The 25,727-nt window shown below is 68.7% G+C and carries 21 protein-coding genes; 19 read left to right on the forward strand and 2 right to left on the reverse strand.

Annotation, left to right across the window (positions count from 1 at the left end; translation table 11 throughout):
- The 12 genes from VLK61_RS07375 to VLK61_RS07430 all read left to right on the forward strand — a co-directional run.
- On the forward strand, positions 1-917 hold a 917-nt coding region (locus VLK61_RS07375; RefSeq protein WP_325419718.1), incomplete at its 5' end, for a hypothetical protein.
- Positions 905-2,032 carry an ABC transporter ATP-binding protein gene (locus VLK61_RS07380; RefSeq protein ID WP_325419720.1) on the forward strand — a complete coding sequence of 376 codons (1,128 nt, stop codon included), beginning with the start codon at positions 905-907 and terminating at the stop codon, positions 2,030-2,032. The genes VLK61_RS07375 and VLK61_RS07380, both read left to right, overlap by 13 nt.
- The gene (gene malE / locus VLK61_RS07385) at positions 2,029-3,219 is read left to right on the forward strand and encodes a maltose/maltodextrin ABC transporter substrate-binding protein MalE (protein WP_325419722.1); all 1,191 of its coding nucleotides are present in this window, start codon (positions 2,029-2,031) and stop codon (positions 3,217-3,219) included. The genes VLK61_RS07380 and malE overlap by 4 nt, the downstream gene beginning before the upstream one ends.
- Positions 3,220-3,224: 5 nt before the next feature.
- Positions 3,225-4,814, forward strand: coding sequence for a maltose ABC transporter permease MalF (malF, locus tag VLK61_RS07390; protein ID WP_325419724.1), 1,590 nt, complete (start codon positions 3,225-3,227; stop codon positions 4,812-4,814).
- Positions 4,815-4,826: 12 nt separating this feature from the next.
- The gene (malG, locus tag VLK61_RS07395; RefSeq protein WP_325419726.1) at positions 4,827-5,717 is read left to right on the forward strand and encodes a maltose ABC transporter permease MalG; all 891 of its coding nucleotides are present in this window, start codon (positions 4,827-4,829) and stop codon (positions 5,715-5,717) included.
- A gap of 5 nt (positions 5,718-5,722) precedes the next feature.
- Positions 5,723-6,973: a glycoside hydrolase family 53 protein gene (locus tag VLK61_RS07400; protein WP_325419728.1), complete on the forward strand. Its 1,251-nt coding sequence runs from the start codon at positions 5,723-5,725 to the stop codon at positions 6,971-6,973.
- A 78-nt stretch (positions 6,974-7,051) separates the two neighbouring features.
- The gene (gene dgoD / locus VLK61_RS07405) at positions 7,052-8,200 is read left to right on the forward strand and encodes a galactonate dehydratase (RefSeq protein ID WP_325419730.1); all 1,149 of its coding nucleotides are present in this window, start codon (positions 7,052-7,054) and stop codon (positions 8,198-8,200) included.
- Positions 8,201-8,208: 8 nt separating this feature from the next.
- Complete coding sequence (locus VLK61_RS07410) at positions 8,209-9,141, forward strand: 2-dehydro-3-deoxygalactonokinase (RefSeq protein ID WP_325419731.1); 933 nt, start codon at positions 8,209-8,211, stop codon at positions 9,139-9,141.
- Positions 9,138-9,821, forward strand: coding sequence for a 2-dehydro-3-deoxy-6-phosphogalactonate aldolase (locus VLK61_RS07415; RefSeq protein WP_414636781.1), 684 nt, complete (start codon positions 9,138-9,140; stop codon positions 9,819-9,821). Before VLK61_RS07410 ends, VLK61_RS07415 begins: the two co-directional genes overlap by 4 nt.
- A 54-nt stretch (positions 9,822-9,875) precedes the next feature.
- On the forward strand, positions 9,876-12,494 hold the full coding sequence (locus tag VLK61_RS07420) for a TonB-dependent receptor (protein ID WP_325419735.1): 2,619 nt from the start codon (positions 9,876-9,878) through the stop codon (positions 12,492-12,494).
- 4 nt (positions 12,495-12,498) lie between these two features.
- Positions 12,499-12,717, forward strand: a complete 219-nt coding sequence (locus VLK61_RS32230) for a hypothetical protein (RefSeq protein WP_414636782.1) — start codon at positions 12,499-12,501, stop codon at positions 12,715-12,717.
- Complete coding sequence (locus tag VLK61_RS07430) at positions 12,714-13,487, forward strand: SDR family oxidoreductase (protein ID WP_325419737.1); 774 nt, start codon at positions 12,714-12,716, stop codon at positions 13,485-13,487. Before VLK61_RS32230 ends, VLK61_RS07430 begins: the two co-directional genes overlap by 4 nt.
- A gap of 168 nt (positions 13,488-13,655) precedes the next feature.
- Here the strand turns inward: VLK61_RS07430 and VLK61_RS07435 are convergent, their stop codons facing one another.
- Positions 13,656-14,822: a porin gene (locus VLK61_RS07435; protein WP_325419738.1), complete on the reverse strand. Its 1,167-nt coding sequence runs from the start codon at positions 14,820-14,822 to the stop codon at positions 13,656-13,658.
- A gap of 199 nt (positions 14,823-15,021) precedes the next feature.
- Positions 15,022-16,698, reverse strand: a complete 1,677-nt coding sequence (locus VLK61_RS07440) for a flavin-containing monooxygenase (protein WP_325419739.1) — start codon at positions 16,696-16,698, stop codon at positions 15,022-15,024.
- Between the two features lie 234 nt (positions 16,699-16,932).
- On the opposite strand from VLK61_RS07440, the gene VLK61_RS07445 reads away from it, so the two are divergent.
- The 7 genes from VLK61_RS07445 (at position 16,933) to VLK61_RS07475 (ending at position 25,678) form a co-directional block, all read left to right on the forward strand.
- Positions 16,933-18,093, forward strand: a complete 1,161-nt coding sequence (locus tag VLK61_RS07445) for an acyl-CoA dehydrogenase family protein (protein WP_325419740.1) — start codon at positions 16,933-16,935, stop codon at positions 18,091-18,093.
- A 26-nt stretch (positions 18,094-18,119) separates the two neighbouring features.
- Positions 18,120-19,193 carry an acyl-CoA dehydrogenase gene (locus VLK61_RS07450; RefSeq protein ID WP_325419742.1) on the forward strand — a complete coding sequence of 358 codons (1,074 nt, stop codon included), beginning with the start codon at positions 18,120-18,122 and terminating at the stop codon, positions 19,191-19,193.
- A gap of 19 nt (positions 19,194-19,212) precedes the next feature.
- Positions 19,213-21,306, forward strand: coding sequence for an acetate--CoA ligase family protein (locus tag VLK61_RS07455; protein WP_325419744.1), 2,094 nt, complete (start codon positions 19,213-19,215; stop codon positions 21,304-21,306).
- A 38-nt stretch (positions 21,307-21,344) separates the two neighbouring features.
- On the forward strand, positions 21,345-22,118 hold the full coding sequence (locus VLK61_RS07460) for an enoyl-CoA hydratase/isomerase family protein (protein ID WP_325419745.1): 774 nt from the start codon (positions 21,345-21,347) through the stop codon (positions 22,116-22,118).
- A 101-nt stretch (positions 22,119-22,219) separates the two neighbouring features.
- The gene (locus tag VLK61_RS07465; protein WP_325419747.1) at positions 22,220-22,885 is read left to right on the forward strand and encodes a TetR/AcrR family transcriptional regulator; all 666 of its coding nucleotides are present in this window, start codon (positions 22,220-22,222) and stop codon (positions 22,883-22,885) included.
- Between the two features lie 86 nt (positions 22,886-22,971).
- Positions 22,972-23,949: a Bug family tripartite tricarboxylate transporter substrate binding protein gene (locus VLK61_RS07470; protein WP_325419749.1), complete on the forward strand. Its 978-nt coding sequence runs from the start codon at positions 22,972-22,974 to the stop codon at positions 23,947-23,949.
- An 82-nt stretch (positions 23,950-24,031) separates the two neighbouring features.
- Positions 24,032-25,678 (forward strand): 3-(methylthio)propionyl-CoA ligase, encoded by a 1,647-nt coding sequence (locus tag VLK61_RS07475; RefSeq protein WP_325419751.1) that lies wholly within the window; start codon positions 24,032-24,034, stop codon positions 25,676-25,678.
- Positions 25,679-25,727: the final 49 nt, after the last annotated feature.

Here is a 25,727-nt window from a genome sequence, read left to right on the forward strand (position 1 = left end):
GCGGCAGCGTGAACTGGATAGCCTTCGTCGTGCCCGGCGTGCGCGCCGAGCTGTGTTTCGACGCGGCAACGCTGCGCGCGCTGGACTCACCCGCGCACACCCGAAGCGAGGTGCACGACGGCCGCCTGACGCTGAGCTGCGAGCCCGCGATGGCGCTGCCACAGCTGCTGCGCTTGAGCGACGCGCAAGGCACCGAGCACCGCATCGTGCTGTTGTCGCAGGCCCAAGCCGATGCCTGCAGCCGCCAGCACATTGCCGGGCGCGATCGGCTGCTGCTGTGCGCCGATGCGCTGCATGTCGAGGGCGACAACGCCATCGTGCTGAGCCGCGGCACGGCCGACGTCCAGGCCTGGCCGGCCGATGACCTGGGGGCCGGGCCCGACTTTGCGCGCTGGGTACAGCCGCAGTCGCGCGTCGACACCCTGCCGCTTCATTGGCGAGTGATGCACGATAGCCAGCAAGCCCCGCTGCGCCGCGACGGCCCGCCGATCGCCTGGCGCGGCCGCGCCGTGCCGCTGGCCCCGGACGAGGCAGCCTACGAGGCCGGCCTGCAGCTGCTCCTGGAGCCGCAGGCCGATTGCCCGCCGGACACCCGCGTGATGCTGAGCCTGGACTACATCGGCGACGCCGCGCGCCTGTATGCCGACGGCGTGCTGGTCGACGACCAGTTCGCCGATGGCGAGCCCTGGCTGATCGGCCTGCACCGCTTCGTGCGCGCCGACGGCGACTGGCCGACTTTCGACCTGCACATCGTGCCGGCCGACCTGGACCTGCCGATCTTCCTGGAAGACAGCGCCCGCCGCCGGCTGGCCGCCGCCGCGCCGCAATCCGCCGCGCTGCTGTCGGCCGAGGTCGGGCTCTGGCACCGCGCCCGCCTGCATTTCCGCCACAACGAGACACCGGCATGGCTGGACTGAACCTGGCCGCGCTGTTCAAGCGCTACGACGAGCACCCCGCCGTGTTGCGCGAGGTGACGCTGGACATCGCCGACGGCGAGTTCTGCGTCTTCGTCGGCCCCAGCGGCTGCGGCAAGTCGACGCTGCTGCGTTTGATCGCCGGGCTGGAGGACATCACGGCCGGTGAACTGCGCATCGCCGGTGAACGCGTCAATGAGCGGGCGCCGGCCCAGCGCAAGGTCGCGATGGTGTTCCAGAACTACGCGCTGTACCCGCACATGACCGTGGCCGAGAACATCGGCTTCGGCCTCGGCCTGGCCGGCGTTGGCAAAGTGGCCGCCCAGCAGCGGGTGCAGCAGATCGCGCAATTGCTGCAGATCGAAGCGCTGCTGGCGCGCAAGCCGGCCGTGCTGTCGGGCGGGCAGCGCCAGCGCGTGGCGATCGGCCGCGCGCTGGTGCGCGAACCGGGCGTGTTCCTGTTCGACGAGCCGCTGTCCAACCTGGACGCGGCGCTGCGTGCGCAAACGCGGGTGGAGATTGCTCGGCTGCACCGCGACTACGGCCGCGCGGCGTCGGTCTACGTCACGCACGACCAGGTCGAGGCGATGACGCTGGCCGACAAGATCGTGCTGCTGCGCAGCGGGCCCGAGGTGCAGACGCTGGGCAGCGTCGCGCAGGTCGGCTCGCCGCTGACGCTGTACCGCGAGCCGGCCAACCTCTTTGCCGCCACCTTCCTGGGCTCGCCGACGATGAACCTGCTGCCGATGACGGTGGCAGCGATCGATGCGCAAGGGCTCACGCTGTGCAGCGCCGATGGCCACACGCTGCGGGCGGCGCTCGACGGCCGTGGCGTCGATGTCGGTCAGCCGCTCACTTTGGGCGTGCGCAGCGAAGACCTGCGGCTGCAAGCCGAGGCGGGCTTGGGCTGCATGCCCTGCCAGGTGCAATGGGTCGAGCGCCTGGGCGACATGACCTACGCCTACCTGGGCCGGCCCGGCCACACCACGCCGCTGGTGGTGCGGCTGGATGGCCGCAGCGCGGCGGCGGTGGGCGACGGCGTGCAGCTGCACCTGCCCGCCACGGCCTGCCACGCCTTCGATGCGGCCGGCATCGCGCTGCGCAGGCTGGCGCCATGAAGTGGTCCCGTCGCGATGTGGTGAGCCGCGCCGCTGCCGTGGCCTGTTTGCCCGGCGCGGTGCACGCCGCCGGCGCGCCGACGCTGCGCCTGTGGATCAACGGCGACAAGGGCTGGCGCGGCATCGCCCACGCCGCTGCAGCCTTCACGCGCGACACCGGTGTCGCCGTGCAGGTCGAGCATCCCGAAGATGCGATCTCGAAGTTCGAACAGGCCGCGGCGGCCGGCAAGGGCCCGGACGTCTGGATCTGGCCGCACGACCGGCTGGGCAGCTGGGCCGCGGCCGGCCTGATCGCGCCGGTGACGCCGTCGCGGGCCACCCGGGCGGCCATCGACGACCAGGCCTGGAGTGCCTGGCAGCTGTACGAGCGCACGTGGGGATTCCCGCTCGGCATGGAGACGGTGGCGCTGATCTACAACAAGGCGCTGACGCCCACCGCGCCGACCAGTTGGGACGAGGTCATCGCACTGGACCAGCGGCTCGCCCGCCAAGGCAAGCGCGCGCTGCGCTGGTGGATGACCGAGGTCTACTACAGCTACGGCCTGATCTCGGCCGGTGGCGGCTACGCTTTCGGCCGCCGCGCCGACGGCAGCTACGACCCGCGCGACATCGGCATCAACACGCCCGGCGCGGTGCGCGGTGTCGAGACGCTGTTGGACCTGGTGCGCCGCGGCCTGCTGCCGCGCAGCGTGACCTATGCCGATGCCGAAGCGGCGATCAACGAAGGCCGCGTCGCGATGACCTTCAACGGCCCCTGGGCCTGGGGCAACCTGCGCAAGAGCGGCATCGACTTCGGCGTCGCCCCCTATCCGCGCATCGGCGGCCGGCCTGGCGGCTCCTTCGTCGGCGTGCTCGGCGCGATGGTCTCCAGCGCAGGCCGCCAGCGCGAACTGGCCCACGAGTTCATCGAGAGTTATCTGCTGGCGCTACCCAGCCTGCGCGCGATCGACGCCGACGTGCCGCTGGGCGTGCCGGCCAGCAAGGCCCTCTATGCCGAACGCTCGGCCGACCCGCTGATCGCCGGCAGCATGGCCGCCGTGCGCGCCGGCACGCTGATGCCCAGCAATCCGGAAATGACGCGCTTCTGGACCGCGATGGCCGCCGCACTGCAGAACATCCTGCAAGGCCGTGAAGACGTGGCCAGCGGCCTGGCGCGTGCGGCCGCACGCATCGGTGGGCCGGCATGAAGGCGATGACCCGCCTGCTTCAGGTCTTCGGCGCCGGCGTGCTGCTGGCCGCGCTGGCGCTGGCCTTCGCCTTGCATGCGGTGCACGCCAGCGGCTGGGCGCTGGCCGTCATCGCGATCACCGCGCTGGTGGCCTGGATCTACCTCAGCCCGCGCTGCATGGCCTGGCGCTACATCGCACCGGGCGCGCTGGCAGCGCTGCTGTTCATCGTCTTCCCGATGGTCTACACGCTGGGCATCAGTTTCACCAACTACAGCGCGGAACACCTGCTGTCCTTCGAGCGCGCCACCGACGTGCTGCTGGCGCGCGGCGAGGGCGATGGCCGCAGCCTGGCCTTCACGCTGGAGCCCGCGGACAAGGGGCAGCAGCGTCTGCACTTCGAGGACGAGGACGGGCAGCGTTATGCCAGTGCTGCGTTCACCTCCGGTGAAGCCCAACGCCTGCCGCTGCAGGCCGATGCGGCGTCTGCGCCGCGCGACGCCACGGTCACGCCACACGACGCCACGGCGCCCACTACCCGTGACGCCGCGTCCGCGCCGCAGGATGCCGCGTCCGCGCCATCCGATGCCACGCGTGGCGACCTGCGCGCCCTCGTCGCCGCGCTGCCGGCATTGCGCCGCCTGACGCCGGTGCTGCCCGACGGCAGCGAACTGCGCCTGCTGAGCCTGCGCCGCTTCTCGGTGGAGCGGCCGGCCTACGTGGCCGAAGCCGATGGCACGCTGCGGGCCACGCGCGACGGCCGGCGCCTGACGGCGGATACCGCGCAAGGCTGGTGGCGCCACGCCGACGGCAGCACCGTGACACCGGGCTTCCGTGCGACGGTGGGCTTCGCCAACTACCGCAGCATCTTCACCGAGAGCCGCTTCTACGAGCCCTTCGCGCGCGTCTTCGCCTGGACCGTCAGCTTCGCGGCGCTGAACACGCTGTTCACCTTTGCAATCGGCCTGCTGCTCGCGGTGGCGCTGAACTGGCCGGCGCTGAAGGGCAAGGCGGTCTACCGCATCGCGCTGTTCCTGCCGTATGCGGTGCCGGCCTTCATCTCGATTCCGGTGTTCCGCGGCCTGTTCAACGAGAACCTGGGCGAGATCAACCTGGTGCTGGACCTGCTGTTCGGCCTGCGGCCCGGCTGGTTTAGCGACGCCACGCTGGCCCGCGCGATGGTGCTGATCGTCAACACCTGGCTCGGCTACCCGTACATGATGATCCTGTGCATGGGCCTGATCAAGGCCATTCCGGCCGAGCTGTACGAGGCCTCGGCCCTGGTCGGCGCCGGCCCGCTGATGAACCTGTGGCGCATCACGCTGCCGCTGATCGCGCGTCCGATCGCACCGCTGCTGGTCGCCTCGTTCGCGACCAACTTCAACAACCTGACGCTGATCGCGCTGCTGACCAACGGCGCACCCGACTACCTGGACACCGCCGTGCCGGTGGGCGCCACCGACCTGCTGGCGTCCTACACCTACCGCATCGCGTTCCAGGACTCGGGCCAGCACTACGCGCTGGCCTGCGCCATCGCCTCGCTGGTGTTCCTGATCGTCGCGACGCTGGCGCTGGCCAACCTGCGCCTGTTCAAGGTCGGGCGCACGGCTTACTAGGCGACAAAAGACATGGCCATCGTCACCCCCCGTTCGCAACGCTGGCGCCTGCTGGCCACGCATGCCGCGCTGATCGGCTTCATCACGCTGACGATGCTGCCGCTGCTGATGATCGTCTCGATCTCGCTGCGCCCGGGCAATTTCGCCGGCGGCAGCCTGATTCCGACGGCCCTGACGCTGGACCATTGGAAGCTGGCACTGGGCATCGCCGTGATGGGGCCGGACGGCCAATGGCAGCAGCCGGCGTTCCCGGTGCTGCAGTGGATCGCCAACTCGATGAAGGTGGCGCTGGTCTCGGCCGCTGTGGCGCTGCTGCTCTCGGTGACCGCCGCCTATGCCTTTGCCCGCATGCGCTTCCGCGGCCGCGGCCTGACGCTGGATGCGCTGCTGCTGCTGCAGATGTTCCCCAGCGTGCTGGCGCTGGTGGCGATCTACGCGCTGTTCGACCGCATCGGCGAGTGGGTGCCGTGGCTGGGCCTGAACAGCCACTGGAGCCTGGTGCTGGCCTACAGCGGCGGCATTGCGCAGCACATCTGGCTGATCAAGGGCTACTTCGAAAGCCTGCCGGTCGAACTGGAAGAAGCTGCCGCGGTCGACGGCGCCACGCCGCTGCAGGCTTTCACGCATGTGCTGCTGCCGCTGGCCGGGCCGATCCTGGCCGTCGTCTTCGTGCTGGCTTTCCTGGGCGCGATGATCGAGTACCCGGTCGCGTCGGTGTTGCTGCACGACGAAGCGCAGCTGACGCTGGCGGTGGGCTCGCGCCTGTTCCTGTTCAACCAGCGCTACCTGTGGGGCGACTTCGCCGCCACCGCGATCCTGGCCGGGCTGCCGCTGACCCTGCTGTTCATGGTCACCCAGCGCTGGCTGGTGTCGGGCTTGTCGGCCGGCGCGGTGAAAGGGTGATGCGCATGCGCCGCAGCATCCTTGCCCTCTGTGCCGCCGCGCTGCTGGGCTCGGCCACGGCCGCCGACTTCATCGTCGGCGCCGATGTGTCCACGCTCGCCGAGGTCGAACGCCACGGCGGCCGCTTCAGCGATGCCGAGGGCCGGCCCGGCGACGCGCTGAAGATCCTGCAGCAGCATGGCGTGGGTTGGGTGCGGCTGCGCTTGTGGCACACGCCGGTCAATGCGCAGGACGTGATCGAAGAGGGCCGCGTGATCTCGCGCCTCGGCGAGCCGGTGGGCGGCGGCAACAACGGCCTGGCCGTGACACTGGCGCTGGCCCGGCGCGCCAAGGCGCTGGGGCTGAAGCTGCTGCTGGACATGCACTACAGCGACTTCTGGGCCGACCCGGCGACACAGACCAAACCCGCTGCCTGGGCCAGTCTGCAAGGCGCCGAACTGCAACGTGCGCTGCACGCCTACACCGCCGAGGTGCTGCGCGCCTTCGAAGCCGCGAAGGCCGGCCCGGACATGCTGCAGATCGGCAACGAGACGAATGGCGGCTTCGTCTGGCCCGATGGCAAGACCTGGCAGCAGACGCCCGACGAGAAGATCGGCGGTGACGCGGGCTTTGTTGCACTGCTGCGCCAGGGCATCGCCGCGGTGCGCGCCCACGACGCCCGCACCGGCCGCCGCCTGCCGGTGGTGCTGCACCTGGCCGACGGCGGCGACAACACGCTGTACCGCCGCGTCTTCGACCTGTTCGCGCGCGAGAAGCTGGACTTCGACATCATCGGCCTGAGCTACTACCCGTACTTCCACGGCCCGCTGGCCGGCCTGAAGGCCAACCTGGCCGATCTGTCCACGCGTTATCAGAAGCCGTTGCTGGTGGTGGAGACCGCGTATGCCCATACGCTGGCCAACGCCGATGCCACGCCCAACGTGCTGAATGCCGAACGGGTGCAGGCCGCCGGCTACCCGGCGACGGTGTCGGGCCAAGCCGCCTTGCTGCGCGACGTGATCGATGCGGTGGCTGCCGCGCCCGAGGGCCGCGGACTGGGCGTCTTCTACTGGGAACCGGCCTGGATTGCCGTGCCCGGCGCCGGCTGGCGCACGGGCGAGGGCAATGGCTGGGACAACCAGGCGATGTTCGATGCCACGGGCCGCGCGCTGCCGTCGATGAAGGCCTTCCGCGGCGCGGGGGTGCCTGTGTCAGCGCCCGCGTCAGTGCCCACATCAGTGCCCACATCGGCGCCCGCATCCTCGTCTCCCCGCTGAAGCCATGTCCAGGATTCATATCGCGCATTCGCAACGGCCGTGTTCGCGCCGAACTTACACCTCTCTCGTGACCGCACCATGAAGATCACCAAGCTCACCACCTACCGCGTGCCACCCCGCTGGATGTTCCTGAAGATCGAGACCGACGAGGGTCTGGTCGGCTGGGGCGAACCGGTCGTCGAAGGCCGCGCGCGCACCGTCGAAGCGGCGGTGCATGAACTGTCCGAGCTGCTGGTCGGCCAGGATCCGGCGCGCATCAACGACCACTGGCAGGCGATGTACCGCGGCGGCTTCTACCGCGGCGGCCCGATCCTGATGAGCGCGATCGCCGGCATCGACCAGGCGCTGTGGGACATCAAAGGCAAGGCGCTGGGCGTGCCGGTGTATCAACTGCTGGGCGGCCGCGTGCGCGACCGCATGAAGACCTATTGCTGGGTCGGCGGCGACCGGCCGGCGGAGATCATCGAGGCCATCCACCGCGTGCGCGCGGCCGGCTTCGACACCGTCAAGATGAACGGCACCGAGGAGTTCGGCATGCTCGACAGCCACGCCGCGGTGGACCGCGCGATGGCCAAGTTCCAGCAGATCCGCGCCACCTTCGGCAGCACCATCGACTTCGGCATCGATTTCCACGGCCGCGTCGCGCTGCCGATGGCCAAGGTGCTGCTGCGCGAGCTGGAGCCGCTGCGCCCGCTGTTCGTCGAAGAGCCGGTGCTGGCCGAGCAGTATGAGCACTATCCCCGGCTGGCCGAGGCCACGTCGATCCCGCTGGCCGCCGGCGAGCGCATGTACTCCCGCTTCGACTTCAAGCGTGTGTTCGCCGGCGGTGGCATCGCGATCCTGCAGCCCGACCTGTCGCATGCCGGCGGCATCACCGAATGCCACAAGATCGCCGCGATGGCCGAGGCGCACGACGTGGCGCTGGCGCCGCACTGCCCCCTGGGTCCGGTGGCATTGGCGGCCTGCCTGCAGGTCGACTGGGTGGCGCACAACGCCGTGCTGCAGGAGCAGAGCATGGGCATCCACTACAACCAGGATGCCGAGCTGCTGGACTACGTGAAGAACCGCGAGGACTTCCGCATCGAAGGCGGTTACGTCACGCCCAGCAGCTTGCCGGGCCTGGGTGTCGACATCGACGAAGAACGTGTCATCGAGGCCAGCCGCACGGTGCGCGATTGGCGCAACCCGCTGTGGCGCCACGCTGACGGCAGTGTGGCCGAGTGGTGACGCCGGGCATGCCGCGCCTGATCGCGCTGGACTGGGGCAGCTCGCAGCTGCGCGCCTGGCTGCTCGGCGACGGTGGCGCGGTGCTGGCCGCGCGCAGCAGCGCCGATGGTGCGTCGACGCTGAGTGGCGGTGCGCCGGCCTTCGACGCCGCGCTGCAGTCGCTGGCCGGCGATTGGCTGGTGCAGGACTTGCCGGTGCTGGCTTGCGGCATGGTCGGCAGCGCGCATGGCTGGCGCGAGGCACGCTATGTGGCCTGCCCGGCGGATCTGCTTGCACTCCAGCAGCACCTGGTCAAGGTCGACACCCGCAGTGGCGCGACGCTGCACATCGTGCCCGGCTTGATTGACGACCCCGGCGACGAACCCGCCGGCGGCACGCCCGACGTGATGCGCGGCGAAGAGACGCAGCTCGTGGGCCTGCTGGCGCTGCAGCCGGCGCTGGCCGATCGTGCCTGCGTGCTGATGCCTGGCACGCACTCGAAGTGGGTCGATGTGCAGCAGGGCCGCATCGCTGGTTTTCGCACCCGCATGACCGGTGAGCTGTACGCCGTGCTGCGCCAGCATTCGGTGCTCGGCCGCTTGATGCCGGCGGCCGATGGAGGTGAGTGCGCCGAGGCTTTCGAAGCCGGTGTCGCAGCGGCCCGCCGCGGCCTGGGCGCTGATCTGAGCGGCCAGCTGTTTGCCGTGCGCACGCTGGGCCTCACCGGCCGCTGGCCCGCTGCCGCCTTGCCGGACTACCTGTCCGGCCTGCTGATCGGCCATGAGCTGCTCGCCGGGTTGCAGCCCGATGGCGCGCCGCTGGCGCTGGTCGGCGATGCCGGCCTGTGTCGGCGCTACGAGCATGCCCTGCGGCTGTTCGACATCGAGCCGGCGGCAGTGCTCGGCAACACCGCCATCGCCGGCCTGTGGCAACTCGCCGTGCAGGCACAACTGTGCACATGATGACCACCACCCTTGCTGATCGAACCCAAGGCTTGCGCGCCGCGCTGGCCCGGCTGCCGCTGGTTGCCATCCTGCGTGGCCTGCGGCCCGACGACGCCGAGGCGATCGGCCGCGCGCTGGATCAGGCCGGCTTCGGCCTGATCGAAGTGCCGCTGAACTCGCCCGATCCGTTCGCCTCGATCGCCACCCTGCGCCGCAAGCTGGCGCCGGCCACGCTGGTCGGTGCCGGCACGGTCACCCGCGTGGCCGATGTCGCGCGCTTGCAGGCACTCGGCGCCGACCTGGTGGTGATGCCGCATGCCGATGTCCGCGTGATCCGCGCCGCCAAGGCCGCCGGGCTGCTGTGCGTGCCGGGCATCGCGACGCCGACGGAGGCATTTGCCGCGCTGGATGCCGGCGCCGATGCGCTGAAGCTCTTTCCCGCCGAACTGGTGACGCCCGCCGTGATGAAGGCGATGCGCGCCGTGCTGCCGCCCGATGTGCCGCTGCTGCCGGTGGGTGGCATCACGCCGGCCAGCCTGGCGATGTGGCGCAGCGCCGGCGCCTCGGGCTTCGGCCTCGGATCGGCCTTGTATGCGCCGGGTAGCACGGCACAGACCGTGGCCTTGCGCGCCGATGAATTCGTGCAGGCCTGGCGGGCTTGCGCACCACCGTGCACCACCGCGCATCACCGCACTTGAGCGCTTGACCTTGTCCTGACAGAGCCAGACCTAGACAACCCCTTGGAGACAACCATGAACCAAACCACACGCCGCACGACACCCCACGTCCCACCCGTCCGCAAGCGCCTGAGCGCCCTGATCCAGGCGGCCTGCGTGCTGCCGGCCCTGGCCGCCAGCGCGCAGGCGCAGACCGAACCCGCGGCGACGACGGTCACCGTGACGGGCATTCGCGCCTCGGTGCGCAATGCGCTGCAGGCCAAGGAAGCCTCGAACGCGATGGTCGAGGTCATTGCGTCGGAAGACATCGGCAAGCTGCCGGACACGACCATCGCCGAATCGCTGGCCCGACTGCCGGGTCTGTCGTCCGGCCTGGACCGCGGCAACGCCAGCCAGATCGTTGCGCGCGGCATGGGGCCGCGCTTCATCGGCGCGTTGCTCAACGGCCGTGAACTGGCCTCGTCGGAGCCGGGCCGTGCGGTGCGCTTCGAGCTGTTCCCGTCGGAATCGGTCACCGGCGCCATCGTGCACAAGACGCAGTCGGCCGATCTCGTCGAAGGCGGCATTGCCACCACCGTGGACCTGCTCACCGTGCAGCCGCTGAAGTACAGCGAGCGCCTGGTCTCGCTGAAGGCCGATGCGCTGTACTACCCGATGGGCCGCGACCTGCCCGGCGCCAGCAGCACCGCGCCGCGTCTGGGGGGCATCTACGTCGATCAGTTCAACGGCCGCACGCTGGGCGTGGCGCTGGCCTTCAGCTACCAGGACCAGCCCTCGCTGCACAAGAACATGCGGCACTGGGGCTTCAACGAGGACCACTCGGCCGACATCACCGGCGACGGCCAGGTCGACAAGACGCCCTGGGGCTTCCAGGACGAGGTCAAGCGCGGCAAGGACAAGCGCAGCAGCGTGCTCGCCAAGGTCGAGTACAAGCCGACGGCCGATGCGCTGATCACCGGCGACCTGTACTACGCGCGCGCGGCGATCACCGAGCCCGGCCTGCAGCACTGGACCGGCGACCTCGGCAACTGGGACGGTTGGGCGAGTTCCAAGTTCAGCGGTGTCGATGTGCGCAACGGCTATGTCGTCGGCGCCACCGTCAGCGATGTCGGCCTGACAACCAACGACTACACCTGGGTGCAGACCAACAGCAACTTCGCCGGCGGCCTGAACGCCAAGCTCGGCAGCGGCGACTGGAAGTACGAGGCCGACCTCTCCGCGTCGCGCGCCACGCGCGACAGCCAGTGGCGCGACTTGCGGCAGTTCGCCAACAGCAACAGCACGATCCGCTGGTCCTTCACCGGCGACGAGCGCATGGACTACAGCTTCGGTCACGACAGCGGCAACCCGGCGGCCTTCGGCACGCCGACGATGCATGTCGACAACGACGGCCACATCAAGGACCAGCTGAAGGCGCTGCAGCTCAGCGCCACGCGCAGCCTGGACAGCGGCGATGTGCGGCGGCTCAAGTTCGGCGCGCGGGTGACCGACCGCGAGAAGAGCTACCACCAGACCACCTGGAGCGTGGACGCGTTGTCCACCGTGCCTGATTCGGCCTATGAAACCATCCGGGTCGACGGCTTCGCGCCGTTCATCGCGTTGCGCGACTTCAATGGCACGGCGACCAGTGTGTTCGGCGCGAATGTGTTCGACGCCACCGGCCGAACACCGACGCAATGGGACCAGTTGGCCGGCTGGCAAGTGACCGAGCGCAGCAGCTCGTTGTTCGTGCAAGCCGACCTGGACGGCACGCTGTTCGGCCTGCCCTACCGCGGCAATGCCGGGCTGCGCGTGGTGCACAACCGCCAGACCGGCGCGGGCATGCAGATGGTCAACGGCGCGGCACCGTCGCCGTTCTCGGCCGGCACCTCGTACACCGAGGCACTGCCCAGCCTGAACATCGTGCTGGGCCTGGACGACAAGCAGGAGAAGCAGCTGCGCTTCGGCCTGTCGCGGGCGATGTCGCGGGCGCCGCTCGACGAGATGCGCGGCTCGCGCAACATCTCGATCGACACCAACCCGCAGGCGCCGATCACCGGCAGCGCGGGCAATCCGACGCTGAAGCCGATGATCGCCAACCAGCTGGACCTGGCCTACCAGTGGTACTTCGGCAAGGGCTCGCTGCTGTCCGCGGGCCTGTTCTACAAGGACCTGAGCCGCTACATCGCGATCACCAGCGACCACACCACGATCGACGGCCGCGAGGCCTGGATCACGCACTCGGTCAATGGCAAGGGCGGCTACGTGCGCGGCATCGAACTGGTGTACCAGACCAACCTGCCGGCGCCGCTGGATGGCTTCGGCGTGCACGCCAACTACGCCTACACCGACAGCAATGTGCGAGAGCAGACTCCCGCCGGCAACCCCTTCCCGATCGAAGGCCTGATGCGCCACAACGGCGGCATGACGCTGTGGTACGAGAAGAACGGCTTCGAAGCGCGCCTGTCGGCCAACCACCACAGCAGCTTCGTGCGCAACCCGACCTGGACCACTGGTTCGCTGGTCGTCAACGGCGCCGAGACCTACCTGACGCTGAGCCTGGCCCAGCAGATCACGCCGCAGCTGCAGCTGCGCTTCGGCATCGACAACCTGACGAACCAGAAGGTGGTCTACACCTCGGGCAACAACCCCTACCAGCAGGAAGTGACGGAGTTCGGCCGCCGCTTCAACCTGGGTGTGTCTTACAAGCTCTGACGGCATGTCTGCTGTGAACCCGAGCGCCACGCTCTTCTTCCGGTACTCGCAGCGCAACGGCCTGCGCCGTCTGGCGCTGCCGCCGGTGAGCATGGCCAACAGCATCTGCTTCAGCCCCGACGGCGGCACGATGTACTTCACCGACAGCCTGCACGTGCCGGGCTGCACCGGTCTAGCCGATGCGCCGTCCGACGATGCGCGGATCGTCGAGCCCGTGCGATGAGCGGCCGTCTCGCCGGCAAGGTGGCGCTGGTCACCGGCTCGACGCTGGGCATCGGTGCGGCCATCGCACGTCTGTTCGTGCGTGAAGGCGCGCGCGTCGTGCTCAACAGCCATCTGCACGACGACGCGGCCCGCCGCATCGCCGATGAGCTGGGCAGCGAGCGCGCGCTGTTCGTGCAGGCCGACGTGGCCGACCCGCCCGCGGTGCAGGCGATGGTCGACCACGCCGGCGCGCGCTTCGGCGCCATCGACGTGCTGGTCAACAACGCCGGGCGCAACTTCTTCAACGACCCGCTGGCCCTGACGCCGGACGATTGGCGGCGCTGCATGGCCGTGGACCTGGAGGGCGCCTGGCACTGCACGCGGGCGGTGCTGCCGGGCATGCTGGCGCAAGGTGCCGGCAGCGTGATCAACATCGCGTCGGTGCACGGCCACAAGATCATCCCCGGCTGCTTTCCCTACCCGGTCGCCAAGCATGCGCTGATCGGCATGACGCGCGCGCTGGGGCTGCAGTACGCGGCGCAGGGACTGCGCGTGAACTCGATCTCGCCGGGCCTGATCCTCACCGAGGCCATCGAGGCCTCGTTCGCCGCCAGCGCCGACCCGGCGGCCGAACGGGCGAAGCAAGCCGATTTGCTACCCTGCAAACGCATCGGCCAGCCCGAAGAAGTGGCTTACACCGCGCTGTTCCTCGCCAGCGACGAAGCCCGCTTCATCAACGCCGCTGACATCCTGATCGACGGCGGCCGCTCGCAGCTCTATCACGAGTGATGCGCCAGTCGACATCGTGGCTGGCCGGTCCGCGACCTGCGCTGGTCGATCTGAAGGCGCACAGGCTGGTTCACAGCTTTTTCACGATCCACGACCCTCGATGCAAGGAGAACTCATGAGCATCACCGCTATCAGCCGCCGCCTGTGGGCGGCGGCAATGTCGACGTGTCAGAACGCGTGCCGCAATCCGACGCGGTAGGCGTCGCTATCGCCGCTGGCATTCAGTCCAGCCTGCGAAGTCGCGCCGGTCAGCGACAAGGCGGCACCGTTGCGGTTGTTGACTCGTCCGTAGCCCGTGTACAGCGAAGTTCGCTTGGACAGGTTGTAGATGTAGTCGACACCGAATTGCGCGGCATCTCGGTCGAGCGGTCCACGATCGTCGAGCTTCACGCCCTGCACGAGGAGCAGGCCGACCCCTACGGGTACCGATGCGCCGATTGAAACGCTGCGGTCGTTCTGCCCGGCGTAATAGCCTACGCCCGGAATGCCGGCCAACTGAATGTTGCTGTCAAGCGCCGCATGCACTGCAGGCGTCAGGGCCGCGCTCGGGTTCTTGAAAGTCGCCGCGGTTGCGAACAGCTTGAAGGTCCCGAAGTCGTAGGAAGCGCCCGCGTTGAACCAGCGAACACGGCTTTCGTCGGTGGGGTGGCGCAGCACGGTGTAGGCCGCTGCCGCTCCGACCGGGCCCTTCGCATAGAAGAGGCCGGCGGCGACATGGTTACCCGCCTTGCTGACCGGCTGTTCTCCGAACGAGTACGACACCTTGGCAGAAGCGCCGCCGAACTTCGGTGACTGGTACCACACCGTGTTATTCGAGCGGCCGGTGGCCGGCTGGATGCCTTGTGCGTTGCCACTTCCGCCCAAGCCGAAGGCGTCGCCTGCGGCCTGCGCCTCCGAAGAAATCGTGATGAGCGTTCGTCCCAGGCGCACTTCCCCGAAGTCGCCCGAAAGGCCGACGTAGGCGCCGCGACCAAACATCTTTGCGCCGGCCCCCTGGTTCTGGCCCATGCCCCCGGTATCCACATTGAGGCCTGACTCCAGCAGAAAGCTGGCTCGCAGACCGCCCCCCAGGTCTTCGCTGCCTCGGAAGCCCAGGCGGGAGCCATTGACGTGGCCGCTGTCCAACTTGACGACGCGACCCCCGGGGCCGGTGGCGGAGGCCACGCTGAGGTCGAGCAGACCATAGACGGTCACGGTCGACGAACTGGCCGGTGGAGCGTTCTGGGCCCCAGCCGATGCACAGGCGCAAGCCAGCGCTGCGAACGCTAACGTGCCATGTGACTGACGGCTGTATCGGCCCCAGAAACCTGGGTAGGTGTTGTCCCTCGACGTCATGTATGTATCTCCTTTTGTGGCTGGAAAGAATGTGGATCGCCGGTTCCGGCGTGCAATGGGTGTGGTTGTTTCTCCCTGGTTTACTTGCCGGCAAGTAAATTGATTGAGCGAGCGAGAAGCTGTTCCGACCACGGAGGTCGACAACAGGTTCTAGCGCGGGCTGGCGGTCAGTTGTCGAGGACTGTCGGCAACGACTCGGTCACGCCGCGACGGCTTCCTTTGCGCGGTCGAAGACGAACGCGGGGTAGCCGTTCTGCGCCGCTGCGGCGCAGTGCTCCTGGTACTTCTGGAACCCGCCGGTGAAGAGCGTGAGCCCCTGCGGCTTGTCCTTGACGTTGGCCCCGACCCACCAGGACTTGGCCTTCAGGATCAGCGAGCGCTGGCAGATCCTGAACACCAGGTCCATCCAGCCGTCCTCGGCCTTGCGCGTCGGCTCGATGGTCGACAGGCCGTTGTTGTCCATGTGCGTGATGGCCGCGGCGATCCAGTCGACATCGTTCTCGCTGATGCGGATGATGTTGGCCAGCGCGGCGGGGCCGTTGGGCCCGGTGGTCATGAAGAGGTTGGGGAAGCCTTCCATCATCAGGCCGAGGTAGGAGCGCGGGCCGTCCTGCCACTTCTCGTTCAGCTTGCGGCCCTGGCGGCCGATGACGTCGAAGGCCAGCAGCGCGCCGGTGAGCCCGTCGTAGCCGGTGGCGAGGATGATCATGTCGAGCTCGACCTCGCCGGATTGCGTCCGGATGCCCTTCTCGGTGAATTCGAGGATCGGGTCGCTGAAGCAGTCGACCAGGTGCACGTTCGGCCGGTTGTAGGTCTCGTAGTAGCTGCTGTCCAGGCAGGGGCGGCGGGCGAAGATGGGATAGCCGCGCGGCTTCAGCTTCTCGGCGGTGTCCGGGTCGTTGACGACTTCGCCGATCTTGCCGCGCACGAACTCGGCGACATGCTCGTTGGCTTCCGCGTTGACCATCAGGTCGGTGAAGGTGCCGAGCATCGCCAGGCCGCCGTTCTTCCAGGCGTCATCCAGCAGCCGGCGGCGCTGATTCGGCGTCACGCTGAAGAAGGCGCGGGTGGACTGCGGGCGCACACCGCCGACGGCGCTGTTGCGCGCGGCTTCGCGGATGCCGGCATAGTGGCGCTTGACCTCCGCCACGTAGTCGGGCTCGAGCGTCTCGTTGCGCATCGGCATCGTGAAGCTCGGCGTGCGCTGGAAGACAAAAAGCTCGCCGGCCTGCGGGCCGATTTCCTGGACGATCTGGATGCCGGTCGATCCGGTGCCGATGACGCCCACGCGCAGGCCCGCGAAGCTCACCGGTTCATGCGGCCATTTGCCGGCACGCAGCAGCCGGCCGGTGTAGCGCTCGATGCCGGGAATCTCGGGGTCCTTCGGTATCGACAGCGGGCCAGTGGCCATGATGCAGTAACTCGCTTCATACGCGTCCCCGCGATCGGTGATCACGGTCCACAGCTGGCGTGCTTCGTCCCAGGCCGCGCTGGTCACGCGGGTGTTGAACTGGAAGTGCTCGCGCAGCGACAGGCGCTTGGCCACGAAGTCGATGTAGGCCAGCAACTCCGGCTGGGCGGCGAACTGCTCCGACCAGGTCCACTCCTGCTCGATCTCCGGCGAGAACGAATAGCTGTAGTCGATGCTCGGCAGGTCCACGCGCGCACCCGGGTAGCGGTTCCAGTACCACACGCCGCCCAGGTCGCCGCCCGCCTCGAAGCCCTGGATGCGCAGGCCCATTTCGCGGAACTTGTAGATGGCGTACATGCCGCCGAAGCCGCCGCCGACCACGACGACGTCCAGCCGTTTCGGTGCGTTGCCGGCGCCGGGCGCGGTGTGTTGCTGGGGCGTGTCGTTCGATCGTTCGGTGCTCATCGGCGTCTCCTGAATTGCTGTCGTCGGCACGGCGCCGGACGGGCCGGAATGGCGTGCACGGAATGATGCACGGACCCTCCGTCCGGCTTCAAGCCTTATTCATCTGTGCTGTTCAACATCACATTCGTGATTTTGGTGAGACCCCGACATTCCCTCTTGCCGGTTCGAAAAGCCTCGCTATAGTTGTCTCTACCTGCCGGCCGGTAAGTGGCCCAACCCGAGGACCCGCACCCCGTGGATTACGAAGCATTCACCCAGGACGTGCGCGACTTTGCGCGCACGGCCTGCCCGCCCGAAGTGCGAGACGTCGTGCGCACCAACCGCAAGCTGACCCGCAAGGAATACAGCGCCTGGCAGAAGATCCTGCATGCCCGCGGCTGGGCCGCCCCGGGCTGGCCGGTCGAAGCCGGCGGCACCGGCTGGGACCTGCGCCGGCGCTACATCTTCGAGGAGCAGATGGCCCAGGCCGACTGCCCGCCCCAGTACCACCACGGCATCGGCCACATCGGCCCGGTGCTGCTGCACTTCGGCACGGCAGAGCAGAAGCGCCGCTTCCTGCCGGGCATCCTCGACGGCAGCGATTGGTGGTGCCAGGGCTATTCGGAGCCGGGTGCCGGCTCTGATCTCGCCTCGCTGAAGACCAAGGCCACCCGCGAGGGCGATGTCTACGTCGTCAGCGGCCAGAAGATCTGGACCTCGCATGCCCACGAGGCCGACTGGATGTACACGCTGGTGCGCACTTCGGTCGAGGCGCGCAAGCAGGAAGGCATCTCGCTGCTGCTGATCCCGCTGAACCTGCCGGGCATCCAGATCCGGCCGATCCGCACCATCGATGCCTGGCACCACGTCAACGAAGTGTTCCTCGACGAGGTGCGGGTGCCGGTGGGCAACCTGCTCGGCGAAGAAGGCAAGGGCTGGCGTTGCGCCAAGTACCTGCTGGACCGCGAGCGGCTGTCGCCGGCCACCGTGCCGCGGCTCGCCCGCCTGCTGGAGCAGGTGGGTGAACTGCTCGATGCCGAACAGCGTGCCGACGCAACGCGCGACCTCCAGGGCCTGACCGAGCGCCTGCTGCACGCGCAGGCCGAGGTCGGCGCGGCGCGCGAGATGCTGCTCAGCGCCATCGACGAAGAAATGCGCGGCACCCTGCGTGCCACCAAGTCCTCGGCGCTCAAGCTGCATGCGTCGGAGCTGTCGCAGCGCATCATCGAGATCGCGCTGGACATCACCGGTTCGCGCCGCGTGCCCTGTTTCGTGCCGATCGACCCACCGGTTGCCGACGAAGCGACGGGTGCCGAATGGGTGCACAACTACCTGTTTTTCCGCTCCCGCACGATTGCCGGCGGAACCAGCGAAGTGCAGAAGAACGTGATCGCCCGCGAACTGTTCGGAGCCTGATCGACATGAACTTTCAAATCGTTCCGATGCTGCCCGGGGACCTGTACGACGCTGCCGCGCGTTTCTGCACCGAGGCCATGGCCGCGCTGGCCGCTCCCGGTGCGGACACCGCCGTCGTGCGCCACGCTCTGTGGCGGCAGGCCGTCGAGATGGGCTGGCCGGCCATCCTGATCACCGAGGACCGCGGCGGCGCGGGCGGCACGCTGCTCGATGTCGCGAGCGTGGTTGAGGCGCTGGGCCGTTCGGCGCTGGCCCTGCCGATCGTCGACCGAGCCGCGGTCGTGCCGACTTTGCTGGCGCTGTGCGAGACGCCGCAGGCGGCGGCGCTGCTCGCGCAGATCGCCTCGGGCGAGGCGGACGTGGCCTCCGTGCTGGGCCTCTCCTCGAGGTTGCACGCCGACCTCACGGTCGCAGCCACGCACTACCTGGTCGCGCTGCCCGAGCGGCGCATGCTCGTGGCGCTGGAGGCCCGGGCGCTGCCGCTGGGGCGCCGCTACCGCAGCGTGGACGGTCGCGTGATGGCCGATGTGCTGACGGACCGCATCGAGCCGGACGCCGCCGGCGTCGTGGCGCGCGGCGAGGCCTTCGACCGCGCCTGCGCGGCGGCGGCCGGCGTCGGCGCCTTGCTGGTCTGCGCCGAAACGGTCGGCGCGCAAGGCGCCCTGGTCGAGCTGACCATCGACTACCTGAACACACGAAAGCAGTTCGGTCATGCGCTGGCGACCTTCCAGGTGCTGCGCCACCGGGTCGTCGACATGTACGTCGCCTTCGAATGCACGCGCGGCCTCGTCGGCCGCACGCTGCAAGACTGCGTGGACGGCGTGGACGGCGTGGACGGCGCCGGCCCGGACGCGCGCAGCGTCTCGCTCGTCAAGGGCTATGTCGGCAGGACAGGGCGCCTCTGTGCCGAGGCGGCCATCCAGCTGCATGGCGGCATGGGCATGACCGAGGAACTGCTGGTCGCCCGCGTGGCCGAACGTGCGCTCAGCGCCGAGTTCGACTACGGCGACCGCTACTTCCACCTGCGCCGGCTTGGTACGCAAAAAGCTCGTCCACCGGCCGGCGAGCCGGCGCGCGCTGCCGATGCGCTGATGGCCTGAGTTCTTCCTGCACCCCGACATGCATTCGCTTCACGCCTTCTTCTTTCCGCGCTCGGTGGCCATCATTGGCGCGTCGACGGATCCCGAGCGCATCGGAGGCCGTCCGCTTCGCTTCATGGTCGAGTGCGGCTTTGCCGGCGCGCTCTATCCGGTCAATGTCAACGGCGTGGCCGAGATCCAGGGACACACCGCCTACCGCAGCGTGCTGGAGATCCCCGGCGAGGTGGACCATGCGATCGTCGCGGTACCGGTCGCCGGCGCCGAGCAGGCGGTTCGCGACTGCGCACAGAAGGGCGTCAAGGCGGTCCAGGTCTTCACCGCGGGCTTCGCGGAAACCAGCAGCGAAGGCGCCGCGCTGCAGCGCCGCATCACCGACATCGCGCGTGCTGCCGGCATGCGCCTGGTCGGGCCCAATGCCTTGGGACTGCTGAATCCCGGCATCGGACTTTTCGCCACCTTCTCGACCGCGCTCAACGGGTTGCGCCCACGCGCCGGGTCGATCGGCCTGGCCACGCAAAGTGGTGCCTTCGGCTCCGCGGCGTATGGCATGGCGACCTTGCGCGGGCTGGGGCTGTCGCGCGTGATCGCCACCGGCAACGAAGCCGATGTCGACGTGGCGGAGTGCATCGAGTACCTGGCGCAGGACGACGACACGAGCGTCATCTGCGCGGCCATCGAGTCCTGCCGCGACGGCGCGCGCCTGCGTGCGGCGCTGCTGCAGGCCGCCGACGCGGGCAAGCCGGTGGTCATCATGAAGATCGGCCACACCGAGATCGGTGCCGCTGCGGCGGCGACGCACACCGGTTCACTGGCCGGCAACGATGCGGTGTACGACACGGTCTTCGCCGAGTGCGGCGCGCTGCGGGCGCATTCGATCGAGGAGATGCTCGACATCGCCTACGTCTGCGTCACGGCGAAGCAGCTGCCCGCCAATGCCGAGATCGGCATCGTCACCGGCTCGGGCGGCGTCGGCATCCTGATGGCCGACAACGCCACCGAGCTCGGGCTCACGCTGCCGCCGCTGCCTGAAGCGACCGCCCAGGCGCTGCGCGACATCCTGCCCTTCGCGGTGCCGGCGAACCCGTACGACACGACGGCGCAGGTCACTGCCGTGCCGGATGGCGTGACGCGCGTGATGTCGGCGATGGCCGCGGGCTCGAGCTGCGCCACGCACTTCGCCTACCTGGCGCATGTCGGGCTGTCGCCGGCGCGCTTTGCCGGCACCGAGCGCGCGCTGTGCGCGCTGCGGGCGCAGCATCCCGATCGGCTGTTCGTGCTGGTCATGCTGTCCGAGGCCGGCGTGAACAGCAGGCTCGAAGCGGCCGGTATTCCCGTCTTCCAGGATCCGACGCGGGCCGTTCGCGCCGTGGCCGGCGCCGCACGCCTGCGTGCGCTGCGTGAGCAACTGCACCGCCTGCCGGCCCAGTTGCCGCCGGCGTCCGAGCCGCTGCCGCCGGTGAGCAACGAAAGCGAAGCGAAGGCGGTGCTGGCGACAGCGGGCATCCCGGTGCTTCCCGAGCATCTCTGCAGCAGTGCAGCGGCGGCCGTGCGGGCCGGCGAGTTGGTGGGTTTCCCGGTGGTGGCCAAGATCGTCTCGCCGGACATCGCCCACAAGACGGAGATCGGCGGCGTGATCCTCGACATCGCGGATGCCGGCGCGCTGGCAGCGGCCTTCGCCACGCTGATCGCGCGTGCCTCGGCGGCCGCACCGCAGGCGCGCATCGATGGCGTGCTGGTGGCGCCGATGCTCAAAGGCGGTCTCGAAACCATCATCGGCATCCACAGCGATCCGGTGTTCGGCCCGATGGCCCTATTCGGCCTGGGCGGCACGGCCGTCGAGCTGTTCAAGGACGTGGCCTTCGCCTCGGTGCCGCTCACGCCCGAGCGCGCACGGTCGCTGGTGCACCAGGTCCGCGCGTCGCGGTTGCTGCGCGGCTGGCGCGGCGGGCCGATGTACGACGAGGCCGCGTTGGTCGACGCACTGTGCCGCGTGTCGGCGCTGGCCGCGGCGCATGCCGGCGAGCTGGAAGGCATCGACATCAACCCCTTCGTGGTGCGGACCCAAGGCGCGTACTGCCTGGACGCGCTGATCTCGCTGCGACCCGCGCGCTGACCCTGAACCCTGAACCACGCTTTCACGAAAGTATCTTCATGGACTACAAGACCCTTCGCCTTTCCATCGACGCCGGCGTGGCCGTCGTCACGCTCGACCGCCCGCCGGTCAATGCGCAGAACGCCGAGATGCGCAACGAGATCACCGACGTGTTCGACGTGCTCACCGACATGGACGAGGTCGCGGCGGTCGTGCTCACCGGCGCGGGCAAGGTGTTCTGCGCCGGCGCGGACATCAAGGAACGTTCGGGGATCGGCCAAGAAGCCGGCTCCTACTGGCGCCACAACCGCCGCGTGCGCGAGTCCTATTACGCGATCGTCGAGTGCACCAAGCCGGTCATCGCGGCCGTCAACGGCGCGGCCCTGGGCGCCGGCTTCGGCCTCGTCATGGCGGCCGACATCTGGGTCGCTTCGGAAGACGCCTATGTCGCCATGCCGGAGATCGACGTCGGCCTCGCCGGCGGCGTCACTTTCCTCCAGCGCCACTTTGGCCAGTCGCGCGCCCGGCGCATGTTCTACACCGGCATGAAGGTGCCGGCGCAAGAGCTGTACCGGCTGGGGCTGGTGGAAGCCTGCCTGCCCGCCGCCGAACTGATGCCTTATGCGATGGGCATTGCCAACGAGATCGCGGCCAAGAGCCCGACTGCCGTGCGGCTGGCCAAGGAAGCGGCGCGCATGACGATGCTGATGCCGGTGCGCGACGCCTACCGCTACGAGCAGAACAACACCGTGGCGCTGTCCAAGACCGAAGACTCCAAGGAAGCGCAGCGGGCCTTCATCGAGAAGCGCAAGCCGGTGTTCACCGGCCGCTGAGTAGTCTGGCGAACAAGTGGCCGAGCCGAAGATGGCCTGACCGCTGATTGCCGCGCCCTATCATGAATGAACCCAACGGCTTCGTGTCCCGATCCCCTCCCATGGCGAAGACTTCCTCCGAGATCGAGATTCCGCTGAACGACGACCGTCCGGCGCAGTTGCTGGCCATCGCGCGGCGCTTGTTCGCGCGCAAGGGCTACGCCAACACCTCGCTGCGCGACATCGCCGAGGAAGCCAAGATCACGAAGGCGGCGCTCTACTACCACTATCCGAACAAGGATGCGTTGTACGAGCGGGTGGTCATCGAATCGATGCAAGGGCTGCTGGAGACCGTCGAGGCCGCGGTGTCCGAGGCCCACACGCCGACCGATCGTGTGCGCGCGTTCATGGTGTCGTCGGCGAAGTTCCTCGAAGAAAAGCGCGACCAGTGGATCGCCGGGTCCAATGCCTTCTGGCAGGACGCCAGCGGGCAGCGCCGCGGTGCGGCGATCGAGCAGCGTGATGCCTACGAAAGCTTGCTGAGGCGATGCATAGCCGACGGCGTCAAAGGCGGCGACTTCCGCAGCATCGATGTGCCGCTGGCCACCCGCATGCTGCTGTCGGCGCTGAACCAGGCGGCGCGCTGGCACCGGCCTGACGGCCGATTGACCGTGCCGGAGGTGGCGGCGCAGTTCGTCGACATCACGCTGTTCGGGATCACCCAGGCGCCTGCCACGACGACATCTGCGGCCCCTCGAAAAACCGTTCGCGGCGCGGCGAAGCGCTAGAAGAAAACCCCAGTACCGCACACGACGCGGCGTCCTATTCTCTCACTTACCGGCCGGCAAGTAACTCTCGCATCCAAGCAGTCGCCATGTCTTTCTGGAACACCCTCATCACCCGCTGGTCCGCGTCGCTGCTGGTCCTCATGGCGCCACTGGCCGCCGGGGCGCAGGCGTTTCCCGCCAAGCCGGTGACGCTGGTCGTCCCGTATGCCGCGAGCGGCCTGACGGATGCGCTGGCGCGCGGCTTGGCGCAGCGGCTGGCCGAGCAGTGGAAACAGCCGGTGGTGGTAGACAACCGCCCGGGCGGCGGCACGGTGATCGGCACCGCGGCTGTCGCGCGCGCGCCCGCTGATGGCCACACGCTGCTGCTGACAAGCTTCGGCTTCGTCACCAGCCAGCTCATGGTGGCCAATCTGCCCTACCAGGCCAGCGCGCTGGAGCCGCTGATCATGGTCTCGGACGCGCCCAGTGTGCTGTACGTGCACCCATCGGTGCCCGCCGACGACCTGCGCGGCCTGGTCGCCCTGATGAAGAGTGGAAAGCCGATGAGCTTCGCCTCGTCGGGCAATGGCTCCAGCCCGCACATCGGCGCGGAGGTGTTCGCCGCGATGGTCGGGGCGCAGATCACGCATGTGCCCTATCGCGGTAACGGACCGGCCCTCAACGACCTGATCGGCGGCCAGGTGCAGGCGATGTTCGACTCGCTGGCCTCGCTGTCGCAGGTGAAGGCCGGCAAGCTCAAGGTCATCGGCGTGGCGGCGCCGAACCGCACGCCCCGCGCACCGGACCTGCCGACCTTGAAAGAGCAGGGCGTCGCCGCGCTGGCCGACTTCTCGTCGGGTAGCTGGTTCGGCATCTTCGTGCCGGCCGGCGTGCCGCGTGAGCTGCAGGCACGGCTGCATGCCGACATGCGCGCGGTGCTCGATACGCCCGACATGCGCGAGCTGATCCAGCGTTCCGGCACCGAGCCGGTGACGATGACGCAGCCGGCGTTCGCCGCCTACCTGAAAGCCGAGTTGGACCGGCTGGGTCCGGTGATCCGCAGCAAGAACATCCGGGCGGACTGAGCATGCCGCACGTCACCACCACGACATCACCCACGACATCGATGGCGGCCTCGGCTGCCACGGACCAGGAAAGTACACGCAGATGAACGGCCTGATGCAGCAGCGGCAGCTCCTTCTCTCCAGCCTGATCGAGCATGCGGCGACCCACCACGGCGATCGCGAGATCGTCTCGCACCTGGTGGACGGCAGCATGCACCGCAGCAACTGGCGCCAGGTGCGCGAGCGCGCCAAGCGGCTCGCCAACGCGCTGGGTGCACTCGGCGTTGGCGCGGGCGAGCGCGTCGCGACGCTAGCCTGGAACACGCACCGCCACCTGGAGCTTTACTTCGGCGTGTCCGGCAGGGGCGCGGTGCTGCACACCGTCAATCCGCGGCTGTTCCCGGAGCAGATCGTCTACATCGTCAACCACGCCGAGAGCGGCTTCGTCTTCTTCGACACCAGCTTTGCCGAGCTGGTGGCGACGATCGCGCCGCAGTGCCCGCAGGTGAAAGGCTTCGTCGCGATGTGCCGTCGCGACCAGTTGCCGGCGATCGACCTGCCCGGCCTGCTGTGCTACGAGGACCTGCTGGCCGAGGCCTCGCCCGACTACGCCTGGCCCACCTTCGACGAGAACCGCGCGTCGTCGCTGTGCTACACGTCCGGCACCACCGGCCACCCGAAGGGCGTGCTGTACAGCCATCGCTCCACGGTGCTGCATTCGTTCACGGCCTGTGCCTCCGACGGGCTGGCCCTGTCGGCGCGAGACAGCGTGCTGCTCGTCGTGCCGCTGTTCCACGTCAACGCCTGGGGCGTGCCGTATGCCGCGGCGATGTGCGGCGCCAAGCTGGTGCTGCCGGGGGCCAGCCTCAGCGGCGAGAACATCTACCGGCTGCTGAAGGAGGAGGGCTGCAACTTCTCGCTCGGCGTGCCCACCGTCTGGCTGGGGCTGTTCGATTACATCGAACGCCATGAGCACAGTCTCGACCTGTCGCAGATCCGGCTCGAACGTGTCGTCGTCGGCGGCTCGGCAGCGCCGCGCGCGATCATCGAGAAGTTCGAGCAGCGCTTCGGCGCCTTCCTGATCCACGCCTGGGGCATGAGCGAGACCAGCCCGCTCGGCACGATCGGCACGCTGCTCGACAAGCACCGTGAGCTGCCGGTCGCGCAGCGCATCGACCTGCAGCTCAAGCAGGGGCGCGCGATCTATGGCGTGGAACTGGAGATCTTCGATGCCGACGGCCGGCCGCTGCCGCACGACGGCAAGGCCTTCGGCGAGCTGAAGGTGCGCGGCCCCTGGGTGGCGGCCGCGTACTTTCGAGGGGAGGACGGATCGCCCTTAGACGCCGACGGCTGGTTCGCCACCGGCGACGTGGCCACCATCGACGGCGACGGCTACATGCAGATCACCGATCGCTCGAAGGACGTCATCAAGTCGGGCGGCGAGTGGATCTCGTCGATCGACCTCGAGAACGTCGCGCTGGGCCACCCGGCCTTGAAGGAGACGGCGGTCATCGGCGTCGCGCACAGCCGCTGGCAGGAGAGGCCGCTTCTGATCGCCGTTAGAAAGCCCGGCGCCAACACAAGCACCGCCGAGGTGCTGGCCTTCATGGAAGGCAAGGTGGCCAAGTGGTGGCTGCCGGATGACGTCGTCTTCGTCGACGCGCTCCCGCACACAGCCACCGGCAAGCTGCAGAAGCTGGCACTGCGCGAGCAGTTCAAAGGCTATCAACTGCCCACCGACCGGACCTAAATCGCCGAACCTGACCTCGCTCGATACAGAGCATTTCTTCACCAGGAGA

Origin of the sequence: Aquabacterium sp. (genome assembly GCF_035476535.1) — a bacterium.
In the GTDB taxonomy this organism is placed as follows: domain Bacteria; phylum Pseudomonadota; class Gammaproteobacteria; order Burkholderiales; family Burkholderiaceae_C; genus Pseudaquabacterium.

Coding starts and splice junctions, on each gene's coding strand:
- malF (WP_325419724.1), top strand. CDS start 3,225: ATGACCCGCCTGCTTCAGGTCTTCGGCGCCGGCGTGCTGCTGGCCGCG.
- VLK61_RS07465 (WP_325419747.1), top strand. CDS start 22,220: ATGGCGAAGACTTCCTCCGAGATCGAGATTCCGCTGAACGACGACCGT.
- VLK61_RS07430 (WP_325419737.1), top strand. CDS start 12,714: ATGAGCGGCCGTCTCGCCGGCAAGGTGGCGCTGGTCACCGGCTCGACG.
- VLK61_RS07410 (WP_325419731.1), top strand. CDS start 8,209: ATGCCGCGCCTGATCGCGCTGGACTGGGGCAGCTCGCAGCTGCGCGCC.
- VLK61_RS07460 (WP_325419745.1), top strand. CDS start 21,345: ATGGACTACAAGACCCTTCGCCTTTCCATCGACGCCGGCGTGGCCGTC.
- malG (WP_325419726.1), top strand. CDS start 4,827: ATGGCCATCGTCACCCCCCGTTCGCAACGCTGGCGCCTGCTGGCCACG.
- VLK61_RS07450 (WP_325419742.1), top strand. CDS start 18,120: ATGCTGCCCGGGGACCTGTACGACGCTGCCGCGCGTTTCTGCACCGAG.
- VLK61_RS07435 (WP_325419738.1), bottom strand. CDS start 14,822: ATGACGTCGAGGGACAACACCTACCCAGGTTTCTGGGGCCGATACAGC.
- dgoD (WP_325419730.1), top strand. CDS start 7,052: ATGAAGATCACCAAGCTCACCACCTACCGCGTGCCACCCCGCTGGATG.
- VLK61_RS07440 (WP_325419739.1), bottom strand. CDS start 16,698: ATGAGCACCGAACGATCGAACGACACGCCCCAGCAACACACCGCGCCC.
- VLK61_RS07470 (WP_325419749.1), top strand. CDS start 22,972: ATGTCTTTCTGGAACACCCTCATCACCCGCTGGTCCGCGTCGCTGCTG.
- VLK61_RS07415 (WP_414636781.1), top strand. CDS start 9,138: ATGATGACCACCACCCTTGCTGATCGAACCCAAGGCTTGCGCGCCGCG.
- VLK61_RS07455 (WP_325419744.1), top strand. CDS start 19,213: ATGCATTCGCTTCACGCCTTCTTCTTTCCGCGCTCGGTGGCCATCATT.
- VLK61_RS07475 (WP_325419751.1), top strand. CDS start 24,032: ATGAACGGCCTGATGCAGCAGCGGCAGCTCCTTCTCTCCAGCCTGATC.
- VLK61_RS07380 (WP_325419720.1), top strand. CDS start 905: ATGGCTGGACTGAACCTGGCCGCGCTGTTCAAGCGCTACGACGAGCAC.
- VLK61_RS32230 (WP_414636782.1), top strand. CDS start 12,499: ATGTCTGCTGTGAACCCGAGCGCCACGCTCTTCTTCCGGTACTCGCAG.
- VLK61_RS07420 (WP_325419735.1), top strand. CDS start 9,876: ATGAACCAAACCACACGCCGCACGACACCCCACGTCCCACCCGTCCGC.
- VLK61_RS07400 (WP_325419728.1), top strand. CDS start 5,723: ATGCGCCGCAGCATCCTTGCCCTCTGTGCCGCCGCGCTGCTGGGCTCG.
- malE (WP_325419722.1), top strand. CDS start 2,029: ATGAAGTGGTCCCGTCGCGATGTGGTGAGCCGCGCCGCTGCCGTGGCC.